Raw genomic sequence first — 25,341 nt, 5'->3', positions numbered from 1 at the left:
CCGCGCCCGGCGCTCGCGTCGCGCTATCCCGCGTGCTTCCTGAACTTCCCCGCCGGCGCGATCGCGCCGGCGGCGCCCTCCTGCACCGGCCGCACGCCCATCGGCAGCGTGGCGGGCGACGAGTACGCGCTCACCCCGCTGTGCCGCTCGGCCCGCACGCGGTAGGCAACCGACGACACGCCCGAGGGCGTCGCCCCATCGACGAAGGTGCGGGCGAGCACGACGCCGGCGAGCGACCACGGGCCCTGCGTCCCGTCCACGCCGGTGGTGCGTCGCTCGATGCGCCACACCGTCCCGCCGTGGCGGCAGCCGTCGAAGCGCAGGACCGCCCGGCCCTGCGAATCTAATGTTATATCGAGTTTCTCGGGGACTGCGGGCTCGGGCAGCTCGCGCCGGTCGCTGGGCGGGTCGATCATCGCCGCGGCGTAGACGGCGGCGGGGTCCTCGCCGCCGATGGCGGCGTAGCGGATCGTGCGGACGAGCTCCTGGGCCAGCGCCCGGTTCCTGGCCGCCGCGGCGTGCCAGGCAACCGTCGCCGCCTCGGCCGCGCGCACGGCGGCGGCGCGGGCCTTGAGGGCGGCCGCGGCCTCGTCGCTCGCGGCGACCATCGCGTCGGCCGCGGCATCGCCGATGCCCAGCAGCGCGGCGTGGTCGCGCCACCGCTGGGCACGCGCCTGGGTGAAGGCGACCGAGGCCCGGTCGCCGCTGGGAACGGTTGCTCGCTTCTTGGCCATGATCGGGGCTGCCTCGCCGTGCTCGGAGTTTCAACAGGCGCCCACGCGCCGGCGGCGCGCCCCGCCGGATCGGCCGGCCGGGGTCGCACCCCCAACGTCGGCACGATCGCGGGGCGACTCCACTCGATCACCGGCCCCGCCGACGTTCCCGGCCCCCGGGAAACCGCTCTGGCGGCCCGTGGGCGGGCCTCGGCCCGGAAAACGAGCGTGCCCGGAAGACCCGGGGACGCGCCCGGGCCCTCCGGGCGGGCTCTCGGAGGGCCCGGGGACACGCTCGAAGAGCCCGGGGAGACGCTCGGACGGCCCGGGGAGACGGCCGGAGAGCCAAGGGACACGCTCGCAGGACCCGGGGACGCGGCCGGACGCCACTAGGGCGCGGCCGGGCCGGGCGTGCAACCCGCCGGGGCGGGCTGGGTACCAACGCCGGACGCGTGCCCATCGGGCGCGCCGCGGAACGCCGTTCTAGGGGAGGACCTCACCATGCGTCTCGATGATGTTCACGCGAGGGCCGCCGCGGTGGCGGCCGGCTGCGGCCTCACGCTGGCCGGCGGGCTCGCCGCGCCCGCGCTCGCCCAGGGCTGCGACCCCGCGCAGCTCTTCGCGCCCCCGGCCACGTACGCCGCGGGGGACGACCCCATCTTCGTGGCGATGGGCGACCTGGACGGCGACGGCCTCGCCGACCTGGTCGTGTCCGACTTCTTCGGACCGGACGTGCGCGTGCGGCTCAACGACGGCCGGGGCGGCTTCGCGACCGAGGCACGCTACGGCCCGCAGTGGCTGCCCCGGTCCGTGGCGATCGGTGATCTCGACGGCGACGGCGACAACGACCTGGCCGTCGCCGACCAGGGACTCGACGCCGTGGCCGTGCTGCGCAACGAGGGCGACGGCGCCTTCGCGGACGCCGTGCTCTACGACGCCGGCGAATGGGCCTCTTCCGTCGCGATCGGCGACCTGGACGGCGATGGCGACGGCGACCTGGTCGTGACGAATGCGCGCAGGGACGACATCAGCATCCTGATGAACAACGGCGACGCCACCTTCGCGCCCGAGGTGCGCTCCACCGTGGAACAGGGCCCCATATCGGTTTGCATCGGCGACCTGGATGGCGACGGCGACGCCGACGTGGCGGTTGCCAACCGGACCCGCCTCTTCGACAGCGTGAGCGTGCTGCTGAACCGGGGGGACGGCACCCTCGCGTCCCCGGTGAACTACTTTGCGGGCCACGAGCCCTTCGGCCTGGCGATGGGCGACCTCGATGACGATGGCGACGCCGACCTGGCCGTGGCCACGACCTCCAGGGACGGCACCATGGTGCTGCTCAACAACGGCGACGGCACGTTCGCGCCCGCCGTCTCGTACGGCCCGGGCATGGAGTCGCGGTCCGTGGCGATCGCCGACCTGGACCGCGACGGCGACCACGACCTGCTCGTGACGAACAGCGACCTGAGCCTCGGGCAGGGCGTCACCGCGCTGCTGAACGATGGCGGCGGCGTCTTCGATCGCAGCATGGCCTACGACGCGGGCGGCTGGACCGGGTCCGCCGCGGTCGGTGATCTGGACGGCGACGGCGACCCCGACCTGGCCGTGACCATCTTCCGCAGCGGCACCTTCGGCGTGCTGCTCAACCGGTGCGCGTGCCCGGCCGACCTGGACGCCGACGGCGCGCTGACCATCTTCGACTTCCTGGCGTTCCAGGACGCCTTCGACGCCGGCGACCCCATCGCCGACTTCGACGGCGACGGCGCGCTGACCCTCTTCGACTTCCTCGCGTTCCAGGACGCCTTCGACGCGGGCTGCCCGTAGGCCCGCGAGCATCGCGCCGGTCGTCTAGCGGCTCTGCTGGTGGAAGGCCAGGTCGATCCACGCGTCGATCCGGCCGGCCTCCTCGCGGATCAGCATCCAGCGGCGCGTGGCGGCGGCCTGGGCCTGGCGGACGAGCAGGCGTGTGAGCGTGCGTCCGAGCGGCCCGGGGCCGACGCGCGCGAGCCAGCGCAGCGGGCCGAGGCCGTAGCGCACGACCATCTCGTCCCCGAGGCTGACGAACGCAACGGCCCGGCCGACGTCGCCCTGCCGGCCGCTGCGGCCGAAGAGCTGGCGGTCGATGCGGCGCTCGTGGTGGCGCTCGACCGCCAGCACGAGTAGGCCGCCGGCCTCGCGGGCGTCGTCGTCGATCTTGATGTCGGTGCCGCGGCCGGCCATGCTCGTCGCCACGGTGATGGCCCCGGCCTTGCCGGCGTCTTCGATGATCGCCGCCTCCTCGGCCTCGTGGCGGGCGTTGAGCACCTTGCACGCCAGGCCGCGGTCGGCCAGGAGCTGCGCGACGCGTTCGGAGTCGTGGACCGAGCGCGTGCCCACGAGCACGGGCTGGCCCGCGTCGTGCGCTTCGCGCGTGCGCTCGGCGACGGCGTCGAACTTGGCCTGCTCGGTCGTGAACGTGCGGTCGCGCTCCTGAACGCGGGCGATCGGCCGGTGCGTGGGCACGCGGACGACGCGCAGGCCGTACGTCCGCCAGAGCTCGGGCGCGACCTCCCAGCCGGTGCCGGTCATGCCCGAGAGGCTCTTGTAGCGTGCGAAGTACCGCTGGTAGCTGACGCGGGCGGCGGTGTGGCGGCGCTCGCTGGGCTGGAGGCCTTCCTTGACCTCGACGGCCTGGTGCAGGCCGAGCTGCCACTGACGGCCCTCGAGCACGCGGCCGGTCGAGCGGTCGACGATGACGACCTCGCGCTGGCCCTTGTCGTTGGTGCGGACGATGTAGTCGTCGTCGCGACGGTGCAGCACGATGGCGCTGAGCGCCTGGACGACGAGCTCCTCGCGCCGGCGCGGACCGGCCCAGAAGGGCGGCAGCTCGCGGGCGGGGTCCTGCACGAGCTCGGCCAGCCGCTCGCGGCCGGCCCGGGTCAGGTTCACGCGGTGCGTGCGCACGTCGGCGGCGTAGTGCTGGCCCGGCTCGAGGGCGCGGGCGAGCTCGATGCCCGCGGCGTAGCGCTCGGCCGCGTCGACGCCCACGCCCTCGCCGGCGGGCAGGGCGATGATGGCGGGCGTGGCGGCCTCGTCGATGAGCACGCTGTCGGCCTCGTCGACGATCGCCGCGTGCAGGCCGCGCTGCACCACCTCGCCCGTCCACGCGTCGTCCTGCTCGCCCTTGGTGACCACGTCGAGCACGCTCGAGGTCACGCTGGGGGCCAGCGGCTGGACCAACCGGTCGCGGAGGAAGTCGAAGATGAACTGCTTGTCGGCGCCGTAGGTGATGTCCAGGTCGTACTGCGCACGGCGATCGGCCTTCTTCATGCCGTCTTGCAGCACGCCCACGCGCAGGCCCAGCCTGGCATAGGCGCGGCGGCAGAGGTCGGCGTCTCGCCGTGCGAGGTAGTCGTTCACGGTCGCCACGTGCACGCCCCGGCCCGTCCACCCCGCGAGCGCGGCGGGCAGGATGGCCGTGAGCGTCTTGCCCTCGCCGGTGGCCATCTCGGCGACGGCCCCGCCCCGCAGCACGAGCGCCCCCATGACCTGCTCGGGGTAGAGCGTCAGCCCGGTGGTTCGCCGGACGGCCTCGACGCCCACGGCGTAGGCCTCGCGGAGCGCGTCGCTCCTGAGGTCGGTGTTCTGGCGAGCGACGCGGTGGGCGTGCTCGCGGATGGCGACGACGCGCTCGTCGAGGGCCGCTTCGGTCAGGTCGGACAGGGCGGCGGCCGACTCGAGGATCGCATCGGCGAGCGTGCGCTCCTGTGCCGAGATGCGCCGACGGATCACGCGGCCCTGCATGCTGGCGGCGATGCGGTCGAGGCCCTCGAGGGGTTCTTCACGCCGCTCGCCGCGCACGAGCGCGGGCCACAGTCGGTCGGCGCCCGAGCCGCTGGCGGCCTGGCCTACCACCACGAGCGTCCTTCGAAGAACTGCGTGGCCCGCCGCCACCAGCGCGCCCCCAGCGGCCTGCTCGGGCCCTCCAGCCGCACGGATGCGCGCACGCCCGGGGCGGCCGCGGGCGTTGCCTGCTGCATGGTCAGGTCGACGACGAAGCTGGGCGTCAACGCGATGGAACGCTCGCTCTCACGCGGGTCGGTCGTGACGCCGCCGCCCGCCTCGGCCGCGAGCGAGGCGCTGGTGAGTTCCTTCGAGCCCAGGGCCGCGACGCGGCGGACGTCGGCCTGGATCACTCTCCCCGGCGCGCTCTCAAGGCGGACGGCGGCTTGCACGTCTTCCTGGCTCTGACCCCGGAAGACGAAGGCATGGTCGCGGTCGGGCACCATCGCGCGGACCAGCAGGTCGTCCTCGCTGACGACCATGCCCAGGGCGGTCCCGCGGGGTACGAAGCTGCCGATCACCGAGCGCAGGTCCGCCGACGTCTGCCCGCTGATCGGCGAGACGACGCCCGCGACCGGTGCACGGACGTCCAGGTGCTCGATCCGCCGCTGCAACCGAGCCACCTGGGCATCGACCACGCGGATGGCCTGGCGGTACTCCTCCTGCTCGGCGGGCGGTCGTTGCAGCGAGGCGCGATACTGCGTGCGCGCCTGCTCCTGCCGTGCCAGCGCCGCCTCGAGCTCGCTCTTCAGGGCAACGTTCTCGAGCCGCGCGACGAGCTGGCCTTCTTCGACGCGATCGCCGGGCTCGACGAGCAGCTCGGCGAGCGTGCCCTCTTCCAGGGTCCGGAGGCCGTCCAGGCGTGCGGGCTCGACGGTCGCGACCGCATAGGTCGGCGTCGGGAGCGGGATAAGAAGGATCGGTCCGAATACGAGCGCGAGGGCCGCGAGCGAGACCGCGATGGCCCGCCCTCGGTGACCCTCGAGCTTCGGGTCGCTGAGCACGAAGCCAGCGGACTTGAGCACGGGGTACACCAGCCAGATCGCCCCCATCGCCACCGCGAGCGCGACGCCGAAGGTCAGGTACTTGCTGGCGATGACCAAAAGGATCGCGACGGCAACGAAGATGCGGTAGGGCGTTGCCAAGAGCCCATAGATCGCCAGCAGCCAGCCCTCGCCCAGCGAACGGATGGCCGGGCCGCGGGCGCCCTTCAGGCCGAAGGGGTATCGCTGGATGAGATACTTCAGCATCTCGCGGGAACGCTGCGCGAGGTTGGGCGTGCCAGTCAGGTCGCTGAGGATGTAGTAGCCGTCGTAGCGAAGCAGCGGGTTGAGATTGAAGACGAACGTGCTGACACCCGACACGAGCATGACCTGGTACGCGACGCTCTGCAGCACCGCGTCGCTGCCGATGGCCCAGTAGATGGCGCAGACGGCGGCGATCACCGTCTCGGCCAGCACGCCGGCCAGCGACACGCAGACCCGGGGCCAGACCCGTGCGAACCGCCAGGCGCTGCTGGCTTCGCAGTAGGGCAATGGCAGCACGTAGGCGATCAGGATGACGCCGATCTCGGTGCTCCGCCCGCCGAAGGCCTTGCATGCCATCGCGTGGCCCAGCTCGTGGACGATGCGCAGACCGAGGAAGATCAGACCGATGGTGATCAGCGTGGAGGGCGCGAGCTGCGCAACGGAGTTGAGCGCATCACCGAAGCGGTCGGCATTGGCAAACACGAGCACGAGCGCGACCGAGACGAGGATGGCCCAACTCACGCCGGCCACCGGGCTGAACAGGGCCCGGCAGATCTTCTCGTGCCGGCGCAGCCAGGGCTCGGGATTGACGATGGGTACGTGCGGGAACATCCAGCGGCCGGTGCGCTTCTGCGTGCGCTGGCGGCTTGCCTTGGCCAGCCGCTGCTCGAGCATCTCCGCGTCGAGGGCGCTCTCGCCCAGCACAAGTCCGAAGAGCTGCAGCCGGCTCAGCAGATCGAGCACCTCGCGCTGCGTGGGCGCGGCGTCGCCGAGCTGGTCGTTGCACGCCTCCCACGCCTGGTCGACGGTCGTCTTGCCGTCGAGCATGCCCAGGAAGAAGTGGGCGCTCTCGCTCATGCGGTAGAACTGGCCGCTGGCTGGGTCCTCAACGATGTAGGCGATGGTCGGGCCATAGTGCTGGCGCACGACGCGGGCGTGGGCGCTCAGCCGCGGCGTGGTCGGGCCGATGCGATACCACAGGTCGCTGAATGTCGAGGCGATGTCACGCCCGCGCTGGCCCGCCATGCTGCGCTCCTACCACCACCAGGCCATCTGGGCCCGGTCGACCAGCGGCCGCACGAGGCGCGCCAGCGGCGTGGTCCAGCCGTCGCGGATGCGGGCGCGGCCAGTCATGCCCGGCTTGAGCCACGCCGGCGCCTGGCCGTCGATCTCGGCCTCGACCAGGTAGACGTTGCCGCCGCTGACCGGCTCGGCCTGCGGATTGACGCGGACCAGCCGCATCGGCAGGCGCTGCTCCGGGCGGGCGCGGGCCGCGAACGTCCCGTCGAGCAGCTCGGCGTCGTCGCCGAGCCGGCGCTGCGCCGCGGCGATGTCGCGCTCGGGCACGCGGAGCACGACGACGTTCTGGTCGCCCACGATCCGCAGCAGAGGCGTATCGGGAGCGATCGGGGCGTCGAGCCAGGGTTCGAGGTCCGAGCCGGCGACGCGGCCGTCGATGGGGGCGACGATCCGTGCCTTGTCGATCTGGTGGCGGAGCAGGCCCAGTTGGGCGTCGATCTCGCGCAGCCGCTCGGTCAAGACCTGGGCTTCCTCCATGCGGCCGCGAGAGAGCTCGTTCTCGCGGTTCGTGCGGAGCGCCGCATACTGGGCGTCGAGCTGGGTGAGCTGCGCCTCGCGCTCGGTCGTGTCCATTCGCGCCAAGAGCTGGCCGGCGACGACCTCGTCGCCCGGCTTCACGCCCACCCAGGCGAGGAAGCCCTGGTACGGCGGCGTCAGGGCCCGTTGCACGGAAGCCTTGGTCTCGGCTTCAGCGCCCACGACGTCGGGGATCGGAAGCGCCGCGAGTACGACGAAGACGAGGATCGCCAGCACGCCGACCAGCTTCAGCAGCGTGTGCCGCGGGCCGACGATCGCCGAGCCCAGGTCGCGCACGCGATCTCGCGAGACCGCCAGGATGCCTCGGTCGGCCAGGCGCCTCGTCCACACCGCGGGCCCGATAAATTCGGCGACGAGGCGGAGCAAGCCGAGCGAGCCGGGCGGGAACGGGTCGTCGGCGTCGCGCTCCAGCACGGCGACGCCGACTAGGTCGCCATCCACGCGCAGCGGCAGGCTTACGACGCTCGAAGGGCCGAAGCTCCGAGAGAGCTCGCCATGAGCGCGTACGACGCGGCGCTCGGCGGGGGCCAGCTCGTCGCTCTGAGGGAACATCACCTCGATGTCCTGATCAGCGCACTCGTCCATCGCGGCCTCGAGCGCCTCGACCGCCGGATTGCGCCGGTCGATGGTGTCGGCTCCGCTGATGGCGACGGCCTTGATGTCGTGGCCCTGCACCAACCCGACCGAGACGCGCGAGCAGCCGAACCGCCGGCGGAGCTCGTCGCAGAAGAGGCTCGCCATGCTCCTGGCCGAGGCACCGCGCTGGGCGGCGTCCAGCATCTCAAGCGTCTCGCGCAGGCGGGCCGTGCGTTCGGCCTCGGCCATCGCGCGCTGGCTCCAGAGGAACCCCTCGAATCCGCCCGCGGCCGCGACCAATGCGCCATCGGCGAGACCATTGCTCTGCTCGCCCATCGGAGTGAGCACGACGCACGCGCCCTCGGCGTGGCCAAGTGCCACGAGCGGCACGGCGGTCGCTCGGTGCGTAGCCTGGGCGTGGTAGAGCGCTCCACCGCCGACGGTCACGCTCTCGGCCAACGCTTCAGGCTGCACCTGCGAACGGGCTTGCGACTGTGCGAGTTCGGCCGCTCGATCGGCGAGCTTCGAGAGCCGCGCGAGGAGCTGCGCATCATTCTTGAGTTGCTCGGCCAATCGCTCGCCGCCCGGCACGTGCATCGCTGCGAGCCCGCCGGCCCGCTGCTGCCCAGGCTTGATGAACGCCAACCCCGCCTGGGCGCGCGAGAGCGCGCAGAGCTGTCCGAGCAGCCGATCGAGGTAGTCGCTCAGGGCTTCGTGCGCACTGGGCGCACCCGGAGCCGCGACCCGCTCGGCGGGTGAACCACCGGGCGAGGACCTGCCGGGAAGCGACGGGTTGGATGATGCGGACGTCGAGGCGCTCATGCGGTCGCCGGGCCTCCGGGGAGGAGGGCTCGTGCCCTCCGTGCGGGGCGCGGCGTGCGCCCCGGCTGGGTTACTCGCTCAGGCGCGGGCCATCGCCGCCCTCGGCGCCGGGCTGGGGCTGGCCGCGGTTGATCTGGATCTCGCCATTTCGCTCCTCGTACTGGCGGACCATCTGGCCCATCGAGATCGCCAGGCGCTTGGCGCCGGCCCAGTTGGTCACGATGCGGCTGCCGACGCTGAAGTTGAGCACGGGCTTGCCGTCATTGCCCTGCATGGGCAGGTTCATGCCGAAGTCGAGCACGACCTCGTCGTTGGTCGTGCTGCTGCGGATCGTGTTGGCATAGGTGGTCTGCATCTTGCTCTCGTCGATGCGGAGCTGGACCTGCTGCTGCTGGGGGTTCTCGGCCATGGAAGTGGGTTCCTTCTCTGTAACTGGTTCGGACTGGTTGGTCGAAAGGGCTCTCTCGTCGCGCTCCGGACGGAGTCGCCTTGCCGGCCGACGTACGGCCGGAGATCAAGAATCGGGTTCTGTCGGGCGGCCTGCCGGCATGGCAAGCCGCATGGGGGTCCGGACGCCCGGTCCCCGCTGGGCCTCAAGTCTATTGGTGCCGACCCGGATTGTCATGCTCCGGCGTGGCAGTGTTTGGGCCCGGTGGGGTCATTGGCCCCCAGTTGCTGGAGGCTCCGGCCGGCCCGGCTTCCCTTCGGTACGTTCGGGAGCGGGCCGGGGTTTCGGGGGCATGCCGACAATCTGATCGCCGGACCAACCGTCCTCGCGGCTACCGGGCGTCTTGCTCGGAGGGACCAGTCACGTCGCCCTCTTTTGGTCGCGGCGGCGGCACGACCACGGTCTTCTTCTCGACGGCATCTGTGGGGGTCTTGGACTTCCGCATGGCACGTGCCTCTTCGGCAGACAGCGGCGCCCTTGATGCCCCAAGCATGAGCAGCAGCCAGCCCTTGATCGGAATCCGTCCCATAGCGTCACCCTAGAACACGACCACCGAGATCAAGAACACGATCACCGTCCCCACGCCGATGGCGAACGTGGCCAGCAAGATCGACGAGACGCAGCCGGCGCACCCGGTCTTGTCTTTCGGATTGTTTCCCTTGCGGGTCATCGTGGGTCCGGCTCAAATCATGTCGTCTTCGATCAGCCGGTCGCTATCGGCTGGCATCGACGGCTTCCGCCTTGTCGGCCTTGGAATCATCTGCATCCTTGTCATCAAGCCAGCGGATGGTCAGCGCCTTGTCGTTGAGAGAGGTCGCCCCAGCATCCCAGCTCACGGCAGCGCCGCGTTCGCCCCTGATGCAGAGCGTCGCGACTCCTTCCGCCACCGTGAATCCACCGGGCAACCACGCAATGGGCTCGCTTTCACCCGCGAGCGCGGCATCAAGCGTTGCCACGCCGAGATCTTGCCACGGGCCGGCGGGGTGCTCGGCCCACTTGAGCACGCACTCGGCCTCGCTGCTCAAGCCTGCCAAGAGCCAACGGCCCGTCGCGTTGCGCGGATCAACGCTGTCTTGGTTGCCGGCATCGGGTGCGAATGCGAGGGACTCGATGCGTGCAACGCCCTCAGGCAGCGATGCGCGAGCGAGGACGGCGTAGCTGCGGTTGAGGTGCAGGAGCTCAAGCAGGCCACGGTCCGTAGCCAGCAGGATCGACCGCGGGCCGATGGCAAACGTGCGTGCATCCGCCGCCGAGGTCTCGCCTCCCTCATCGTCGCGGAGCACCTCGAGGAATCGCGCGTGGTCGACGAAGGCGCGGCGCGTCGGATCGTCCTCACGCCAGACCTCTTCGTCGTGGACGTGTACGCCGAAGAGTTCGGTCGTGCCCGCGGCGAGCAGGATCGCGCGACCGAGTCGCCCGTCGACCTCGATGGCCCGCAGCTCGCGGCCGAGCCCGTCGAGCACTTGAACCAGCCGTGGCAGATCGTCCGTACCCGAGGGCTCGAACACGAGGATCGCGCCGTCGCGGATGGCAACCAGCAGATGCCCGCCGAGTTCAACCGCACCCACCGCCCGCCGAACGGGCTGGCCTTCGACCGCGAGACGCTGCCCCTCGAAAAACACCTCGCCCGAGGCGTCGATCAGGACCTCGGCCCCGAACGCGTCGAACAGGTGCACGGGCTCGGTCGACTCCTGCCCGAGGGTCGTGGCGCTGAGCAACAAGAACAGGCTCCCGGCAAGCAATCCCCAGACGCGTGCGATCATTCGAGTTCCTCCGTGGTGCTAGTCTGGCTCGATGGCGAACGTCGCGCGGGGATTCTACGACGAGCCGGTGCTCTACGACGTGCTGCACGGCGCCGGCACTGCCGCCGAGGTGACCGGGCTGCAACGCCTCGGTGACCGCTTGGAGCTGGACCCGACCGGCCCGTGGCTCGAGCCTGCGAGTGGCAGCGGGCGGTACCTCCGCGTCGCGGCGGCGCGCGGGGTGCGCATCGCGGGCTTCGACCAGAGCGAGGCGATGGTTGAATATGCTCGCCAGGGGCTGGAGCGCTTCGACTCGGCGCTCTGGCGCGTCGGCGTCGGAGCGATGGAGAGCTTCGACGCCAAGACGCTCGCGCCCGACTGGCGCTTCGAGCTGGCCTTCAATCCGATCAACTCGATCCGGCATCTCCAAAGCGACGCGGCCATGCTCGCCCACCTGGAGCGTGTACGGGCGGCACTGCGGCCTGGTGGCGTCTACGCGGTCGGCCTGAGCATGAGCGTCTACGGGGTCGAGCAGCCAAGCGAGGACGTGTGGGAAGGAGCACGGGGCACGCTCCGCGTGAAGCAGGTGGTGCAGTACACACCTCCGCGCGGCGGACGAGACCGCTTCGAACTCGTGCACAACGTGCTCGAGGTCACCCGTCCAAGCGGCACGCAGGTGATCCCCAGCGGCTATGGCTTGCGTAGCTACGACCGAACGCAGTGGGACACGCTCGTCTCGCGATCTGGCTTCGAGCTCATTGGCTGCGCCGACGAAACGGGCGAGTCGATGGAGCCACTGGCGGAGGGTGCACCGGGGTACGCGATCTGGCTACTCCGACGGGCCTGATCCAGCGACCCAAGTCGATCAGGGTACCTCGACCTCGTAGTTCAGCCGGCCGCCGACGTCGGTATCTTCGACCGCGAGCAGGACCCGATCGACGCCATTCGCGGCCCGAATCAGGATGTCGCGCCGAGCCGTCGCGCCCGCGGGCAGCCGCGCGATGATGGCCCGCTCGCGTCGGGCGCCCTGGGCGATGGCGGTGACCTCGAGCGTAATGGGCCGATCGCCCAGGTTGCGGACCTCGGCCTGCACCAGCAGGCCTTCGGGCGTCCGCCTTGCCGAAGCGACCACGCTCAGGTACTCGAGGCCGATCTCGAAGGGCACGTCGACTCGGACCCGGCGGGCCGCCTGCTCGCCTCGGATGTCGAGCTCAAGACCCAGGTTCTTGCGACCGGCGGGCTCGCTCCGACGGAACCGGATGTTGATCGGAGTGCGCCGCTCGACGCCGCCCTCGAGCAGCAGTTCCGTCAGCCGCGGCGAGATCTCCCACGATCGCTGCGTAACGGGCTGGCCACCGAAGCCGCCGGGGGAAACGACTCGCACGCGGACGCTCGTCACGCCCGGCCACGGATTTCGCATGACCAGCGCGGCCTGGTGCTCGGTGTCGATGGCGGGCAGGCGACCAGGCTCGAGTCGAAGGGAAGCGATGAACAGGAGCAGGTCCACGTCGACGCCCTCGACGAACACGGGCCAGTCGCCGAGTTCGATGCGGTGGACGAGCCGAGGGACGTCGGATGCGGCGTCGTGCGCTTCGATCGCCTCGACGACGTGTTCGTTGCCGAATACATCGAACACGCGGACGGGCTCTTCACCTAAGTAGAACTCGAAGACCGAGGGCGTGTGGCCGTCATGCCCTTGCGTCGAGGGCGGGTGGAGTACGAGGAGCCCGCCGCTGCCCGCTGTCCTTGGCACGACGGCGTGATAAACGCTTGCTTCGACGCCGTCTGCAGTTTCGAATCGATGCACACGTCGCCGGCCGACGAGTCGGTCGCCGATGGCTCGCCACGCGGCAAGCTGCGCGCTCGCCTCGATCGGGTGGTAGTGCTCGCCGGTTCCCGCCGGATCCTCGTGCTCGTTCTCTGCCTTCCACCGGAAGCCATCTGTGAGCGCCAGCCGTAACTCCGACGCCGGCGTCGCTCCGAGCGGCGGAAACTCGGGCTGCGGCAGCGCACTCCAGAACGCCAGCATCTGCTCTGCCAGTCGCGCGACGGCAGCGTGACGCCCAAAGAGCGATTCGTCCAGAGGCTCGAGCACGAGGACGCCCTCGCTGGCTGAGCCCGATGCCAGCAACGCTGCGATCTTTCCGGTGGCTTCTTCGATCCAGTCGCCGCTGGCTTCCTGCGGAGCGCGCACGGTCAGTGACCACTCGATCGTGCCCCCTGAACGACGTTGCGATCGGCCATCGGGAAGCATCGCGGCTGCCGGGTCGAACTCGCCCCACCAGGGGGCCCCCATCATGGGATCGGGCGCCAGTCGATGCAATCGCTCGCCGATCCGCTTGAGCGTGTTCGCGCTCGATGGCGTCGCCGCCAGCGCATCGCTGCCAATCGGACCGACGTGCCAGCGGGTAACGCCCTCGGCGAGGCGATCGATCAGCGGGACGAGCACGTCGTCCCAGAGTGCACCGTCGTCGAACGCGGCCAGGGCGAGGTCACCCCTGCTCGACCGACCAACTGCCTCGTCGTCCTCGTGGGCCGCTACATCGAGGACGACCGTGCTCTGCGCACCAAGCCGAGACCGGAGCGATGTGAAGGTTCGAGCAAGCTCGCTCCACCCTTGGGTCTCGGGCCCCCCAGAGCCCGAAACCGGCACCGTGACCAGCAGCGTCCGCGAGCCGCTGCGCTCGAATGCCTCGCGCGCGGCACTCGTAAGCGGCTCGTCGTCGTGGGGCGGGACCACCATGGCCAGCCTTCGTCGATCGCTCAGCGCACTCAGCGCGACACGATCTGGAGCGATCCCGTCGGATACCGGTAGCGCGAGGTGGGCGCCCGAGACGCCGGGCAACCAGACGAATCGTTCCCGGAGGCGGAGCATCGGGATCGACCCAACGCGCAACAGCAACTCGGCTTCGTACCAGCCCAGGCGCTCGAGATCGGGGCGCCAGCGGATCTCCCGCGCACCTGCTCCGAACTGGTCGCTCCGCTCGGCAACCACGACGCCGTCGATGTCGCGTACGCGAAGCTCGAGGTCGATCGGGTCACCGGACAGATCGCGCACCGCGACGAGCAGCTCGGGCGATTCATCGGCAACGAAGGTGTTGCTCTGCCGCGTCGTCGCGAGCGAAGCGGTCGGCAATTGCACGATGACGACGTCGTCGAACCACACCGTGCCGGCGTAGTCCTCACTCCAAAGCTCATACGCCCGCTCGCCTTGACGGGCGAACTCCTGCGGCTGGACGAGCTCGAGGTCGATCTGCAGCGAAACGGCCTGCGCGGGGGCCGAGGGAAGCTTGATGAGCACGGGCACGAACCCGTCGGACCACCCGTTGACATCGGGATGGACCACCGCTTGCGCTGACGTGCCGTCGATCGGCCGGCCTTCCTCGTCAAGCAGCCGAGCCGCGAGCCGGGGGCGGGCATGCGTGAGCCCTTCGACCCGGACCATTGCACCGACGGCGTACTTCACCGACGGAAAGGTCGTGGCCACGCCGGGTTCGAGCCGGAGGCTGGTGCTGCCTCCGGTCGTGTCGAGCCGCACCACACCGAACCCGCTCGTGGTGGGCGCCTTGTAATCGAGGCGACCGAGGTTCGTAATGGGGAAGCCCGGCCGGTCCCGGACCTCCGGGTCGTGCTGGGCCCGGATCCAATACAGCGGGATGTCCAGAGCGTTGAAGCCGCGCTCCTCGAAGTCGAAGTGGCGGACGATGCGACCGATCGAGGGCGAGTTGTCCGCTTCCACGGACTCGCCAGCGACATCCTCGGGGATCTGACCGAACGACGCCGCGACGAGGCTCACGAAGCCCATGATCGCGAGTTGGATGGGCCGAGGGGTCATCTCCAGGCCTTATCGGCCCGGTGCGGGGGGGTTCTTCATGAGGCCGGGGACGGCAGTCGCTCGAATTCCCTCTGCCGGAGACCGAAGACGGTCTCGTTGGCGCGCGGGTGGTTGGCAACCGGCGTCGCCGTCGCGTGCTCGGGGCCAGCCAGCCTGAGGGCGAGAACCGAGGCCGAGTCGAGTCGCGTCGCAACGGGTTCGTCGGTGAGTAGGTCATGCTGGGCCATGGAACGGCCTGCCGAGGGTGCTTGGCCTGGCCGAGCAAACCACGCTCCCACGCCTGCGACCATCAACACGGCGCCCACGGCACCCGCCCGGCGCAGGCGGACGGCAACGCGACGCCGGGCAACCGCACGCGTGATCGACTCGGGCAATGGTCCGGCAGAGAAATCGAACTGGTGATCACCGAGCATGGCTTGCCTGCTCCTCATGAACGTGGACCGGGGCTGACCTCGGTTCGGCCAATGCACGCGCCATGGAGAGGCCGCGGCTATAGCGATCGGCGGCAGTCGAGCGCGAGACGCCGAGCGCATCGGCCAGACGCTCGAGCGTGAATCCGTACGCGTGACGCAGCACGATGGCCTCGCGCCACGGCTGCGGCAGCCGCTCGAGCAGGACTTCGGCTCTATCCCGGCTCTGCGACGAATCCGTGGCAGTTTCCGAACGATCGCGGATCGCCGCCCTTTCGCGATTCTCACGCCGCGCTTCGCCGCGCCTGGCGTTGAGAGCGGCGTGTCGAGTGAGCGTGCAGAGCCACGCCGCGGGATCACGCACGGATCGAACCTTCCCGCGGCGGAGCCGCAGCACGCCGAGGAAGACGCCCTGGACAACGTCCTCCGCGAACCCGTCGTCTGTCAATGTTCGGGCGTACGTCCGCAGCCGCCCCCCGTATCGATCCCAGAGCTCTCGCGCCGCCGGCTCGCTGCCGGCGTGGAACGCAAGCAAGAGCGACCGATCTTCCGCGATCCGGTCGCGCTCGTCGCTCTGGTGTGATGCGTGCTCAGCCATCGTCATTGACACGGGCTCGAAACGCTTCGAGTGTCTCTCTCGCCCTCGCATCCGACTTGTAGGCACGACCGAAGGCAGGAACCACGACGACGGCTACCGGTCCGAAGTCGCCGCTCGCGAAGTGCTCGCCGAGCATCCGCAGCTCGGCCGGCGGGTCGGCGGCGTTCCAGGCCTCGAACACCAGATCGAACGCGTCGACGGCCTTCTCGACCTCGGACTTGAACTGCCCGCCGTCCAGGCGTTGGAGCTCGGACTCGACCGACTGTTCTTCGCTGTCTCCGGTCATCGGGAGAAACAAGCTCGCAAACTCACGACCGGCTGTCGGCCCTCGGAACTGCCGTGCCAGCGACGCTACCAGGTCGCGCTCGGTTCGCAGGGCGAGCTCCACCTTGTGGGGATCATCGGCGGGGAAGCGATCGGCGGCCTTGCCCAGGATCTGCCTGATCTCGGGTGCGTCCTGCGTGCGCTGGAACAGCCAGTAGGCTTCCTTGATCGTCATGTCGGTGATGGCAGCCGAGACCAGCGAGCTGATCAGGATTCGATCGCCGGTGATGTGACGGGCCATGCGCAGCGACGTCGCCAGGCGATCGGCTGCGCCCGTGGTATCTCCAGCGAGCGCGAGTCTCCGAGCATCGGTGACGAGCAGGCGGGCAAAGTTGCGCATGTGGCCCAGGTGGGGCAACAAGGCCGCGTAGCCGTCTTCGTAGCGGACCTGGAAGTCGCAGTGCGTCTCTCGGCTGGCACGCTCGAGGTCGTCCATGAAGTCGGCGATCTCGGCGAGCTCCGCGGCGAGTTCGCCGCCCGGCAGGAGCGTGGCGGGCGCTTCGATCGCCTGGTCCTCGCCCTCGGGATCCGGGTGCAGGAGCTTGAACGCCTCGCCGGCTCGCGCGGGCAGGTCGTCGGCGTACGACGTCGTGTTCACGAGCCGCCAGTAATCCAGGGCGGCGTTGCGGTCGGCGGTCTGCTGCAGGCCGGCCGCCTGTGACAGGAACCATGGTGACGGCGCGGCGGCCGCGGTGGCGTGGGAGGCAAGGGCCAAGCCGCTCAGGGCCAGGACGGCGATCGCTCGGTGTCGCATGGAGGTCTCCTCGGTCTGCACGGACCTGCTCGGGTGGTTCATACCAGTAGACACCGCCGAAGGCCGCACCGTCCGGGGCCTAGCCTCGCCTCCATGGCCCAGAACACCACAAGCTCGACCGAGAACTCAGCCTCCGCCCCCCTCATGCTCGGCGTCAGCGGCATGCGAGGCATCACGGGCCAGAGCCTCACGCCCGAGGTCGCCCTCCGATACGCCGCGGCGTTCGGTACGTTCCTGGGCGCCCAGGGCCCCTCGCCGCACGTCATCATCGGCCGCGACGGCCGGCGGGGCGGCGAGGCGATCTACGAAGCGGCCGTCGCGGGCCTGCTCGGCTCGGGCTGCTCGGTCACGCGGCTGGGCGTTGCGAGCACCCCCACCATCGGCATGGCGGCGCTCGACGAGGTGGACGGCGCGGTCATCGTGACAGCGAGCCACAACCCCCAGCAGTGGAACGGGCTGAAGCTGCTCATCGCGGGCATCGCCGGCGGCGGCGAGCACGAGTTCGACTTCGCGTGCGCCCCGCCCGCCGAGCTCGCGCGTGAGATCATCGAGCAGTACGAGCGTGGCCCGGAGTGGGCCGAGCCTACCGCCTTCGAGCCCCTGGCCGACGAGGGCAAGGCCTCGCAGCACCACTGGACCGGCGTGGCCGGTCGCGTGATCTCGATGCTGCCCGACGGGGCGCTCGAGCGGTGGGACGATTCGGGCTCGATCGGGCTTCGGTGCGTGCTCGACGCGGTCAACAGTTCTGGGGCGCTCGTCGGCGTGCCGTTCCTTGACTATTTGGCCGACATCGTGCCGATCAACTGCTCGCCCAGCGGCGTGTTTCCGCACACGCCCGAGCCGACGAGGGAGAACCTGTCGGGGGACGGCGGGCTGTGCGGCGTGGTGCCGGGCGTGGGCGCCGACGTCGGCTTCGCGCAGGATCCCGACGCCGACCGGCTCGCAATCGTCGACGAAACCGGCCGCTACGTCGGCGAGGAGTACACGCTCGTGCTCTCGGCGCTCGCGTTGCTCGAGCTCGAAGAAGACGAAGGCGACGAGGCGATTATCGTCACGAACCTCTCGACCAGCCGCATGATCGACGACGTGGCCGAGCGGTTCGGGGCGCGGGTCGAGCGCACGCCGGTGGGCGAGGCCCACGTCGTCGGCCGGGTGCTCGAGCTGCTGGCCGACGGCAAGAACGTCGTGCTCGGCGGCGAGGGCAACGGCGGGGTCATTTGGCCCTCGGTCTCGTTCGTGCGAGACTCGGTCGTCGCGATGGGTCTCACGCTCATACTCATGGCCCGTCACGAGAAGCCGCTGAGCCAGATCGTGGACGGGCTGCCGAGCTACGCCATCGTCAAGCGCAAGCAGGACATCGCCAGCAAGGGTGCCGCCACGCCCGCCATCGACGCGGTTCGAAAGGCCTTCGAGGGTCGCGGCCGGGTCGACCTGCAGGACGGCGTGCGGATCGACCTGGACGACGAGAAGGCGTGGCTCAGCGTGCGCGCGAGCAACACCGAGCCCATCGTGCGGCTGATCGCCGAGGCGCCCGACGAAGCACGGGCCAACGCGCTCTTGGACGAGGCCCAGGCCCTTATTCGCTGAGCGCCTCGAGCCGCTCGATGGCCCGCTTGATCGTCGCACGCTTCTTGCAGAACGCGAATCGGACGTACTTGGCGCCCATCGACCGATCGACGTAGAACGAGCCCGGGGGGATGGCCGCGACGCCGACCTGCTCGACCAGGTGCTTGCAGAACGCAACGTCCGCATCGGGCCCCTCGATGCCCAGCCGCTTGGACACCGGCGTGTGGTCGCACATCACGAAGTAGCCCGACGCCGGCCGGAAGACCCTGAATCCGACGCGCTCGAGCGCGTCGCACAGCAGGTCGCGGTTGGCCTCCATGTTGTCGCGCAGCTCGATCGTGCTGTCGAGGTGCTCGAGCAACGCCTTCGCCGAGGCGGCCTGGGCCGGCGCGTTGGCGCAGAACGTCAGGAACTGGTGGGCGCTGCGCACGGCCTGGCCCAAGCGCGGCGGCGCAACCGCCCAGCCGACCTTCCAGCCCGTCGCGCTGAACAGCTTGCCGATGCTGCCCAGCGTGATCGTGCGCTCGGCCATGCCCTCGAAGCCCGCGAGCCGGTGGTGTCGGCCCTCGTACACCAAGTGGTCGTAGACCTCGTCGCTGATCGCGATGGCGTCGTGCCGCACGCACAGCTCGGCGATGAGCGCAAGCTGGTCCTCGTCGAAGACCGTGCCCGTCGGATTATGCGGCGTGTTGAGCAGCACGGCCTTGGGCTTTTGCTCGAAGGCTTCCCGCAAGCCGTCTACATCGAAGGCAAATCGCCCGTCGGCGTCGGGCTCGAGCGTCACCGGCAGGAGCGTGGCGCCGGCCATCGACGCCGTCGCCTGGTAGCTGTCGTAGCAGGGCTGGAAGACGACCACGCCGTCACGCGGATTGATGAGCCCCAGCATGCTCGCGGCGATGGCCTCAGTGCAGCCGCAGGTTGCGGTAACCCAGGTATCGGGGTCGACTTCGAACCCGCCGAACTCGTTGAACCACTTGGCCACGCCGCGGCGCAGCTCGGGCACGCCGGCCAGCGGGGCGTACTGGTTGAAGCCCGAGCCCGCGGCCTCGCCCAGCGCTTCGAGCATCGCGGCGGGGCCCTCGAAATCGGGGAAGCCCTGGGACAGGTTTACGGCCTTATGACGCACCGCGAGGGCGGTCATCTCGGCGAAGATGGTCGAGCCGAAGTCGCTCAACCGGTCTGCAACGGCGTTGGAGGCGATCATCGCCCGCAGGATATCGACCTAAACTCGCCCGTGCTTGCCGAAGGCTCTTCGATCCCAGACGTCACGATCCCCCCCACGCCCGGGCTCTGCGACGAGCCCACGAAGCTCGCCGACCTCGCGGCCGAGGGCCCGATCGTGCTCTACGCCTATCCGGCCGACAACACGCCCATGTGCACCCGCCAGGCCTGCGCGATGCGCGACACGATGGGCGAGCTGGCCGCCGAGCTCGAGGGCTCGGGCCTGCGCGTCGTCGGCATCAGCCCGCAGGGCCGCGAGAGCCACGAGCGCTTCAAGAAGAAGCACGAGCTGCCCTTCCCCATCATCGCCGACGAAGACAAGACGATCCTCAAGGCCATCGACGCCCTCGGCCTGCTGGGCATGCCGCGGCGCGTGACCTACCTGCTCGGCTCCGACGGCACGATCGCGAAGGCCATGGTCGCCGATCTCCGGCTGGGCAAGCACCGGGCCTTCCTCCAAGAGGTCGCCAAGGCCTGAGGCGAGCGACCCCGTTGGGGGAGGCATGAATACCCATTCATGCTCGGAATCCCGCCGTCCCGGTTACGATACCGTTGGCTCAGGACTGGCGCGGGAGCGTCGGCCGATCGAGGGGGAGCGACCATGTCGATGAAGCGCGCCAGCGTCTTTTCTGGATCCAACCGTTCCGCGCTCGCGGCAGCGATCGCCGCCGGGGCGACGTGGCAGGCAGCGAGCGGCCAGTCCGCGTTCGTGCCGCTGGGCGACCTGGCCGGGGGCCAGGTCGTGTCGTCGGCGAGCGGCGTGAGTTCGTTCGACCTGGCGGGCGGCGACGTCGCGAACCTCGTCGTATCGGGCAACGCCGAGGGCGCGAACGGTCCCGAAGCGTTCCGCTGGACGCAGGCCGGGGGCATCGAGGGCCTGGGCGACCTCGGCGGGAGCTTTTTCTTCAGCAGCGCGGCGGGCATCAGCACCGATGGCACGACCATCATCGGTGGCGCGTCGGCGCCCGGCGGCATCGTGGCGATGCGCTGGCGCGCCGCGACTGGCATGGAGTCGCTGGGCGATCTGCCGGGCGGCCCGTTCCAGAGCGAGGCGGGGGGCGTGTCGGCCGACGGCGACGCGGTCGTCGGCGCAAGCCGGTCGATCTCCGGACCGCTGGGCGACGAGGCGTTCCTCTGGACGCCCTCGGGCGGCATGGCCGGGCTCGGGCGGCTGAGCCCGGGTACCTCCACGCTCGCGACCGCCATCAGCGGCGACGCCACGATCGTCGCCGGCTACGGCAGCCCGGACGGCCAGCGGGGCCAGCCGTTCCGCTGGAGCGAGGCCGAGGGCCTCCAGCAGCTCCCCGTGCCGCCCGGGTCGCTCGTCACGGGCGAGGCCCAGGGCATGTCGCTGGATGGATCGATCATCGTCGGCTGGGTGCGCACCGCCGACGGGCAGTCGGCGGTCCGGTGGACCGAGGGCGGCCTGGAGATCCTCGCGACCGCGACCGAGTTCGAGGGCGACCGCATCTTCGCGCGCAGCGTGAGCGAGGACGGCGGCGTCATCGTCGGCTGGGCCCAGGACGGCGCCGACCTGCGCCCGTTCATCTGGACCGAGGCCGACGGCATGCGCCCCCTGCAAGACGTCCTGGTCGATGACTTCGGCCTCGACCTGACCGGCTGGACGCTCACGCTCGCGCTCGACGCCAGCGTGCACGCCGACACGGGCCGCGTCGTCGTCGTCGGCGCGGGCGTGAACCCCGATGGCGACACCGAGGCCTACCTGGCCGTGCTCGACCCGGCCCCGCCCTGCGCGGTCGACTTCGACGGCGACGGCGAGGTAACGATCTTCGACTTCCTGGCGTTCACCAACCTCTTCCAGGACGGCGACCTGCGCGCCGACTTCGACGGCGACGGCGTGCTGACGATCTTCGACTTCCTGCGGTACTTCGACGCGTTCGATATCGGCTGCCCTTAGGGGCCACGGAACGTCCGGGAACCGCTGGATGGACGATCCTCGGCGGGCCCGGAAGATGTTCTAGCGTGCCGGGAGGCGTTCCCGTCGCGTCCGGAGGAGTTCCGGACCCACCCGGAGGAGTTCCTGCCGCGCCCGGAGGAGTTCCGGACGCACCCGGAGGAATTCCGGACGCACCCGGAGGAGTTCCTGACGCGCCCGGAGGAGTTCCGGACGCGCCCGGAGGAGCTCCTGACGCGCTCGGAAGAGTTCCTGGCGTGCTCGGAACTCTTCTCGGGGGCGTCAGGGCGGCTTCCGTATCCGGACGTGCGTCGAGTGCGGTTCTCGGTCGTTGGCGACGCGCTCACCCGATGATCCAATCACGAACGAACGCGGGGCCCGGATATCCGGGCCCCGCGCGGCAAGCGTGTTGCTCTGACCGTATTGACGGCTTCGCTTACGGCCAGGTCGCCGCGTCGTTAGCGTCCTGGTAGAGGATGGCGTCGGTCGTGCCGTCGGTGTTCATGTCCACGCGGCGGGCGCCGGTAGCGAACAAGTCGTTGAACATGGTTATGTCGATGAGCCAGACGTCGCGCTCCTCGTTCGCGGCGGTCGTGTCACTAGGGTCGTGCACCAGCGCGTTGTGGACGGCGTGCCTTGGAATACTATTGAGAACGATGGTACGAGCGACGACATTCGGTTCCTTCGTTGGACTTGCGTGCCACGCGGCCGTGGCTCAGTGCGAGCCGCAGATGCTCGCACCGCCCCCACAAGAAGCAGGCAGCAGTTTTGGCATCGAGGTAGATCTCGACGGTGATCGGGCAATCATCGCCGATTTCCAGGCGCCCACGCTGTGCTCCGGGTCGTTTGGATGTGCGACGGGTGCGCTGTACGTACTTCAATTCGACATCAAAGATGGAGCGTGGAAGCATCACCAAGTCGTGGTGCCACCAGACATCTCGTTTGGAGCTGGATTTGGTCGATCGTTTGATGTAGATGGAGGGCGGCTCATCGTTGGAGCGACGAGCGCCGATTACGCGGTCCCGGGCGCGGGCGGCGCATACATCTATGAGGAAATCGACGGACGGTGGCAGGAGACGTGGCGGTTCTTTCCGCCGTCGCCTGGGTTTGGTCGTGAGTTCGGTGCCACGGTCGCCCTCCACGGCGACGTGGCGCTCATCGAGCAGGACTTCGATGCGTACGTGTTCGAGAAGGACGGCGGCGAGTGGGTGCTGCGGGATCGACTGGTGCCGCCGGATGCCCCCGGGGGCGTTCGCGCGTTCGGCGCGACCATGGTCTTGACCGAGCACTGGGCCTTCATCGGGGCGCCGCTCGATGACATGATCGCCGGAAACGTGGGCTCGATCTACGTGTACCAGCGCGACGGCGCCGACTTGACCTTCACCCAGAAGATCGTCCCGCCCGATGCCGGCGTCAACAGGCCCCGGCTGGGAAGCTCGCTGGCCAGCGACGGCCGCACGCTGCTGGCCGGCGGCCCCATCGCCGATGGCGAGTACGACGGCGAGGGCGCCGTGTACGCATACCGATTCGACGGCGAACGGTGGGCGCTCACGCAAACGATCGGGCACGCCCAGCCCGAGGCACGCGATCGTCTCGGCTTCGGGCTGAGCCTGTCTGGCGACCTCATGACGGTTGGTGCGGTGGGCGAACTCGCGGCGTATGCCTTCCAGGAAGACGCCGACGGCGTGTGGCGGCAGGTCGCCCGCTTCCCCGAAGCCGGGCCCGGCGGCGGCGGACGATTCGGAGCCGCCACGGCAACCGACGGCGACCGGGTGATCGTCGGTGCCCCCGACGGGTTCTCCGGCGGCTTCGCCACCGGCGTCGCCCACGCCTACGACCTCGGCTGCATCCTCTGCCCCGCCGACCTCGACGCCGACGGCGCCCTCACCATCTTCGACTTCCTCGCCTTCTTCAACCTCTTCCAGGACGGCGACCCCCTCGCCGACTTCGACGGGGATGGGGAGTTGACGATCTTCGACTTTCTGGCGTTCCAGGATGCGTTCGACGCCGGCTGCGACTAAGCGTCCCTCGGGTCATCGATCGGGAACGCCGGCCGCGCGAGCGGTCTCAGGGCCAGCGCGAGCAGGGCGCGTTCGCTGTCGTCGCCGGCGATGCGGTTGACGCGCAGCACGCCGCAGCGGTTGCAGCGGTGCACAAGCACCCACTCGCCGGCGTCCTCGCCACTCGATCGCACGGCGACGGCGATGGGCTCCATCGCGCCGCCGCACGCGCTCGCGCGGTCGCCGGGCTGGTCGTCGACGTGCTTGCTGTGCAGGCAGGCCGGGCAGTGGTTGCGCTGCTTCGTGCCCCAGGCTCGGCCGCTCACGCGGGCCCTGCAGCAGATGCAGGTGAATCCGTCCGATTCGTTCCGGCGGCCGTGGTGGCTGCCGCGGGCGCGAGGCGGGTGGTCGTCGCGGTCGTGGCTTTCATCAGCCCTACGGCTGGCGCGTTCGCCGCCGGTGCGGTGTGCTCGTGGCATGTGTGCGTAGATCCGTCTCGCCGAAGCGCGTCCGGCGGGGCCGTCATGAACAGGCTGGTACGTCGCCCGCGGGGTCGATCCATCCAACGCGCGGGCAGGGCGCAGCGGCACCACGCCGGCGCTGCTCGAGCGCGGCGGGGAGCCCCGGATGGGCCGAGAAACCTGTTCAGGCCGAGACGGTCATCAGCCGCAAGGGTACGCGTGCCGCACGCACCAAGCCCTACGCTCTCGCAATGAGGATCCTGCTCACCAACGACGACGGCATCCGGGCCCCCGGCATCGTGGCCCTCTACGACGCGCTGATGGACACCATCCCGGGCCACGAGGGCACGCTGGGCGGGCCCGTCTCGATCGCCGGCACGCCCGTCGAGACGATCTACACGGTGGCCCCGGCGACCGTCCAGAGCGCCACGAGCCATGGCGTGACCTTCCACGAGCCGCTCATGGTCGAGCCCAGCCGCATCCGCGGGCGCATGACCGGGACGGCGGTCGATGGCCGGCCCGCCGACTGCGTGAAGCTGGCGCTGAGCGAGATCTGGCCCGGGCAGTTCGGCAAGGGCTCGAGGCCCGACCTGGTCATCAGCGGCATGAACGCCGGGGCGAATTGCGGCATTAACGTCATCTACTCCGGCACCGTCGCCGCGGCGATCGAGGCGGCGTTCCTGGGCATCCCGTCGATCGCGGTCAGCCTGCACCTGGGCCGTGCATCGACGCGCTTCGACGTCGGCGCCATCCACGCGCGCCGGGCCATCGAGACGCTGCTCGCGGGCGGGCTCCCGAGCCCCCACGAAGTGCTCAACATGAACGTGCCGCGCTGCGAGGATCCGATCGAGGACACGCCCGAGGCGCGCGAGAAGGCCAGCCGCCAGCGCACGAGCGCGGGCCTGCCGACGAACTTCGACCAGTCCGACACGCGCGTCACCCGCCAGGGACACGACGCGACCGTGCACAAGGCCGATCCCGACGAACGCCTGCCGATCGTCGCGTGCCCGATGAACACCTACGGCCACGTCGACCGCTTCGAGGGCCGCGTGAGCCCGGGCGGTCGGGCCTACTACTGGGCGGCCGCGGGCGGCATGGACTTCCAGGACACCGAGAGCGGCACCGACGTCGACTGGCTGTTCCGCCGGGCGGTCACCGTCACGCCCCTGCGCTACGACCTGACCGATACGCCCGCCCTCGACCGGTGGGGCCAGGCCGCCGGCTCGACGGCCACGCCGGCCGACGCCTGACCGCCCGCGACGGCGCCCCA

At 70.2% G+C, this 25,341-nt stretch carries 21 protein-coding genes; 7 read left to right on the top strand and 14 right to left on the bottom strand.

The window, feature by feature from the left end; all coding sequences use genetic code 11:
• Nucleotides 1–23: 23 nt before the first annotated feature.
• Nucleotides 24–734: a hypothetical protein gene (locus tag RIA68_02135; GenBank protein ID MEQ8316231.1), complete on the bottom strand. Its 711-nt coding sequence runs from the start codon at nt 732–734 to the stop codon at nt 24–26.
• A gap of 480 nt (nt 735–1,214) precedes the next feature.
• On the opposite strand from RIA68_02135, the gene RIA68_02130 reads away from it, so the two are divergent.
• Nucleotides 1,215–2,537, top strand: coding sequence for an FG-GAP-like repeat-containing protein (locus RIA68_02130; GenBank protein MEQ8316230.1), 1,323 nt, complete (start codon nt 1,215–1,217; stop codon nt 2,535–2,537).
• Nucleotides 2,538–2,561: 24 nt separating this feature from the next.
• Here the strand turns inward: RIA68_02130 and RIA68_02125 are convergent, their stop codons facing one another.
• The 7 genes from RIA68_02125 to RIA68_02095 all read right to left on the bottom strand — a co-directional run bounded on the left by RIA68_02125 (nt 2,562) and on the right by RIA68_02095 (nt 11,008).
• Nucleotides 2,562–4,607 carry a hypothetical protein gene (locus RIA68_02125; protein ID MEQ8316229.1) on the bottom strand — a complete coding sequence of 682 codons (2,046 nt, stop codon included), beginning with the start codon at nt 4,605–4,607 and terminating at the stop codon, nt 2,562–2,564.
• A complete protein-coding gene (locus tag RIA68_02120; protein MEQ8316228.1) occupies nt 4,601–6,808 on the bottom strand; it encodes a PqqD family peptide modification chaperone in 2,208 nt (735 codons plus the stop codon). The genes RIA68_02125 and RIA68_02120 overlap by 7 nt, the downstream gene beginning before the upstream one ends.
• Nucleotides 6,809–6,817: 9 nt before the next feature.
• A complete protein-coding gene (locus tag RIA68_02115) occupies nt 6,818–8,797 on the bottom strand; it encodes a GAF domain-containing protein (protein ID MEQ8316227.1) in 1,980 nt (659 codons plus the stop codon).
• Nucleotides 8,798–8,867: 70 nt separating this feature from the next.
• A complete protein-coding gene (locus tag RIA68_02110; protein MEQ8316226.1) occupies nt 8,868–9,206 on the bottom strand; it encodes a DUF3467 domain-containing protein in 339 nt (112 codons plus the stop codon).
• Nucleotides 9,207–9,576: 370 nt separating this feature from the next.
• A complete protein-coding gene (locus RIA68_02105; protein MEQ8316225.1) occupies nt 9,577–9,774 on the bottom strand; it encodes a hypothetical protein in 198 nt (65 codons plus the stop codon).
• Nucleotides 9,775–9,783: 9 nt separating this feature from the next.
• Nucleotides 9,784–9,915, bottom strand: a complete 132-nt coding sequence (locus tag RIA68_02100; GenBank protein MEQ8316224.1) for a hypothetical protein — start codon at nt 9,913–9,915, stop codon at nt 9,784–9,786.
• Nucleotides 9,916–9,958: 43 nt separating this feature from the next.
• Complete coding sequence (locus RIA68_02095) at nt 9,959–11,008, bottom strand: hypothetical protein (GenBank protein MEQ8316223.1); 1,050 nt, start codon at nt 11,006–11,008, stop codon at nt 9,959–9,961.
• A 31-nt stretch (nt 11,009–11,039) separates the two neighbouring features.
• Here RIA68_02095 and RIA68_02090 point away from each other — a divergent pair, with 31 nt between their 5' ends.
• Nucleotides 11,040–11,834: a class I SAM-dependent methyltransferase gene (locus tag RIA68_02090; protein MEQ8316222.1), complete on the top strand. Its 795-nt coding sequence runs from the start codon at nt 11,040–11,042 to the stop codon at nt 11,832–11,834.
• A gap of 18 nt (nt 11,835–11,852) precedes the next feature.
• Here the strand turns inward: RIA68_02090 and RIA68_02085 are convergent, their stop codons facing one another.
• The 3 genes from RIA68_02085 to RIA68_02075 all read right to left on the bottom strand — a co-directional run bounded on the left by RIA68_02085 (nt 11,853) and on the right by RIA68_02075 (nt 16,908).
• Nucleotides 11,853–14,822, bottom strand: a complete 2,970-nt coding sequence (locus RIA68_02085; GenBank protein ID MEQ8316221.1) for a hypothetical protein — start codon at nt 14,820–14,822, stop codon at nt 11,853–11,855.
• Nucleotides 14,823–15,224: 402 nt separating this feature from the next.
• Nucleotides 15,225–15,830 (bottom strand): sigma-70 family RNA polymerase sigma factor, encoded by a 606-nt coding sequence (locus RIA68_02080; protein ID MEQ8316220.1) that lies wholly within the window; start codon nt 15,828–15,830, stop codon nt 15,225–15,227.
• A complete protein-coding gene (locus RIA68_02075; protein MEQ8316219.1) occupies nt 15,823–16,908 on the bottom strand; it encodes a hypothetical protein in 1,086 nt (361 codons plus the stop codon). Before RIA68_02075 ends, RIA68_02080 begins: the two co-directional genes overlap by 8 nt.
• Before the next feature lie 93 nt (nt 16,909–17,001).
• Between RIA68_02075 and RIA68_02070 the strand changes: the two genes are divergently transcribed.
• Complete coding sequence (locus RIA68_02070; GenBank protein ID MEQ8316218.1) at nt 17,002–18,495, top strand: hypothetical protein; 1,494 nt, start codon at nt 17,002–17,004, stop codon at nt 18,493–18,495.
• On the opposite strand, the gene RIA68_02065 is transcribed toward RIA68_02070, so the two are convergent.
• Nucleotides 18,485–19,678 carry an aminotransferase class I/II-fold pyridoxal phosphate-dependent enzyme gene (locus RIA68_02065; GenBank protein MEQ8316217.1) on the bottom strand — a complete coding sequence of 398 codons (1,194 nt, stop codon included), beginning with the start codon at nt 19,676–19,678 and terminating at the stop codon, nt 18,485–18,487. The two genes, RIA68_02070 and RIA68_02065, sit on opposite strands and share 11 nt — an antisense overlap.
• A 30-nt stretch (nt 19,679–19,708) precedes the next feature.
• On the opposite strand from RIA68_02065, the gene RIA68_02060 reads away from it, so the two are divergent.
• Both RIA68_02060 and RIA68_02055 read left to right on the top strand, forming a co-directional pair.
• Nucleotides 19,709–20,173, top strand: a complete 465-nt coding sequence (locus RIA68_02060) for a peroxiredoxin (GenBank protein ID MEQ8316216.1) — start codon at nt 19,709–19,711, stop codon at nt 20,171–20,173.
• A gap of 123 nt (nt 20,174–20,296) precedes the next feature.
• Nucleotides 20,297–21,613, top strand: a complete 1,317-nt coding sequence (locus RIA68_02055; protein MEQ8316215.1) for a GC-type dockerin domain-anchored protein — start codon at nt 20,297–20,299, stop codon at nt 21,611–21,613.
• A 433-nt stretch (nt 21,614–22,046) separates the two neighbouring features.
• On the opposite strand, the gene RIA68_02050 is transcribed toward RIA68_02055, so the two are convergent.
• Nucleotides 22,047–22,223: a hypothetical protein gene (locus RIA68_02050; GenBank protein MEQ8316214.1), complete on the bottom strand. Its 177-nt coding sequence runs from the start codon at nt 22,221–22,223 to the stop codon at nt 22,047–22,049.
• 307 nt (nt 22,224–22,530) lie between these two features.
• On the opposite strand from RIA68_02050, the gene RIA68_02045 reads away from it, so the two are divergent.
• The gene (locus RIA68_02045; protein MEQ8316213.1) at nt 22,531–23,631 is read left to right on the top strand and encodes a GC-type dockerin domain-anchored protein; all 1,101 of its coding nucleotides are present in this window, start codon (nt 22,531–22,533) and stop codon (nt 23,629–23,631) included.
• Here RIA68_02045 and RIA68_02040 read toward each other — a convergent pair.
• Nucleotides 23,628–24,089 (bottom strand): RNHCP domain-containing protein, encoded by a 462-nt coding sequence (locus RIA68_02040; GenBank protein ID MEQ8316212.1) that lies wholly within the window; start codon nt 24,087–24,089, stop codon nt 23,628–23,630. The two genes, RIA68_02045 and RIA68_02040, sit on opposite strands and share 4 nt — an antisense overlap.
• A gap of 233 nt (nt 24,090–24,322) precedes the next feature.
• Here RIA68_02040 and surE point away from each other — a divergent pair, with 233 nt between their 5' ends.
• On the top strand, nt 24,323–25,321 hold the full coding sequence (gene surE, locus RIA68_02035; protein MEQ8316211.1) for a 5'/3'-nucleotidase SurE: 999 nt from the start codon (nt 24,323–24,325) through the stop codon (nt 25,319–25,321).
• Nucleotides 25,322–25,341: the final 20 nt, after the last annotated feature.

This window comes from Phycisphaerales bacterium, from assembly GCA_040217175.1.
Taxonomy (GTDB): domain Bacteria; phylum Planctomycetota; class Phycisphaerae; order Phycisphaerales; family UBA1924; genus JAHCJI01.
Note: the sequence above shows the minus strand (reverse complement) of the source record. Positions and strands in the feature narration are given on the sequence as shown.

What these genes read in the sequence shown, in the direction of transcription:
- RIA68_02120 (MEQ8316228.1), bottom strand. Translation starts at nt 6,808, where the DNA reads ATGGCGGGCCAGCGCGGGCGTGACATCGCCTCGACATTCAGCGACCTG.
- RIA68_02055 (MEQ8316215.1), top strand. Translation starts at nt 20,297, where the DNA reads ATGTCGATGAAGCGCGCCAGCGTCTTTTCTGGATCCAACCGTTCCGCG.
- RIA68_02135 (MEQ8316231.1), bottom strand. Translation starts at nt 734, where the DNA reads ATGGCCAAGAAGCGAGCAACCGTTCCCAGCGGCGACCGGGCCTCGGTC.
- RIA68_02090 (MEQ8316222.1), top strand. Translation starts at nt 11,040, where the DNA reads ATGGCGAACGTCGCGCGGGGATTCTACGACGAGCCGGTGCTCTACGAC.
- RIA68_02040 (MEQ8316212.1), bottom strand. Translation starts at nt 24,089, where the DNA reads ATGCCACGAGCACACCGCACCGGCGGCGAACGCGCCAGCCGTAGGGCT.
- surE (MEQ8316211.1), top strand. Translation starts at nt 24,323, where the DNA reads ATGAGGATCCTGCTCACCAACGACGACGGCATCCGGGCCCCCGGCATC.
- RIA68_02080 (MEQ8316220.1), bottom strand. Translation starts at nt 15,830, where the DNA reads ATGGCTGAGCACGCATCACACCAGAGCGACGAGCGCGACCGGATCGCG.
- RIA68_02095 (MEQ8316223.1), bottom strand. Translation starts at nt 11,008, where the DNA reads ATGATCGCACGCGTCTGGGGATTGCTTGCCGGGAGCCTGTTCTTGTTG.
- RIA68_02075 (MEQ8316219.1), bottom strand. Translation starts at nt 16,908, where the DNA reads ATGCGACACCGAGCGATCGCCGTCCTGGCCCTGAGCGGCTTGGCCCTT.
- RIA68_02100 (MEQ8316224.1), bottom strand. Translation starts at nt 9,915, where the DNA reads ATGACCCGCAAGGGAAACAATCCGAAAGACAAGACCGGGTGCGCCGGC.
- RIA68_02110 (MEQ8316226.1), bottom strand. Translation starts at nt 9,206, where the DNA reads ATGGCCGAGAACCCCCAGCAGCAGCAGGTCCAGCTCCGCATCGACGAG.
- RIA68_02070 (MEQ8316218.1), top strand. Translation starts at nt 17,002, where the DNA reads ATGGCCCAGAACACCACAAGCTCGACCGAGAACTCAGCCTCCGCCCCC.
- RIA68_02130 (MEQ8316230.1), top strand. Translation starts at nt 1,215, where the DNA reads ATGCGTCTCGATGATGTTCACGCGAGGGCCGCCGCGGTGGCGGCCGGC.
- RIA68_02105 (MEQ8316225.1), bottom strand. Translation starts at nt 9,774, where the DNA reads ATGGGACGGATTCCGATCAAGGGCTGGCTGCTGCTCATGCTTGGGGCA.
- RIA68_02115 (MEQ8316227.1), bottom strand. Translation starts at nt 8,797, where the DNA reads ATGAGCGCCTCGACGTCCGCATCATCCAACCCGTCGCTTCCCGGCAGG.
- RIA68_02065 (MEQ8316217.1), bottom strand. Translation starts at nt 19,678, where the DNA reads ATGATCGCCTCCAACGCCGTTGCAGACCGGTTGAGCGACTTCGGCTCG.
- RIA68_02085 (MEQ8316221.1), bottom strand. Translation starts at nt 14,822, where the DNA reads ATGACCCCTCGGCCCATCCAACTCGCGATCATGGGCTTCGTGAGCCTC.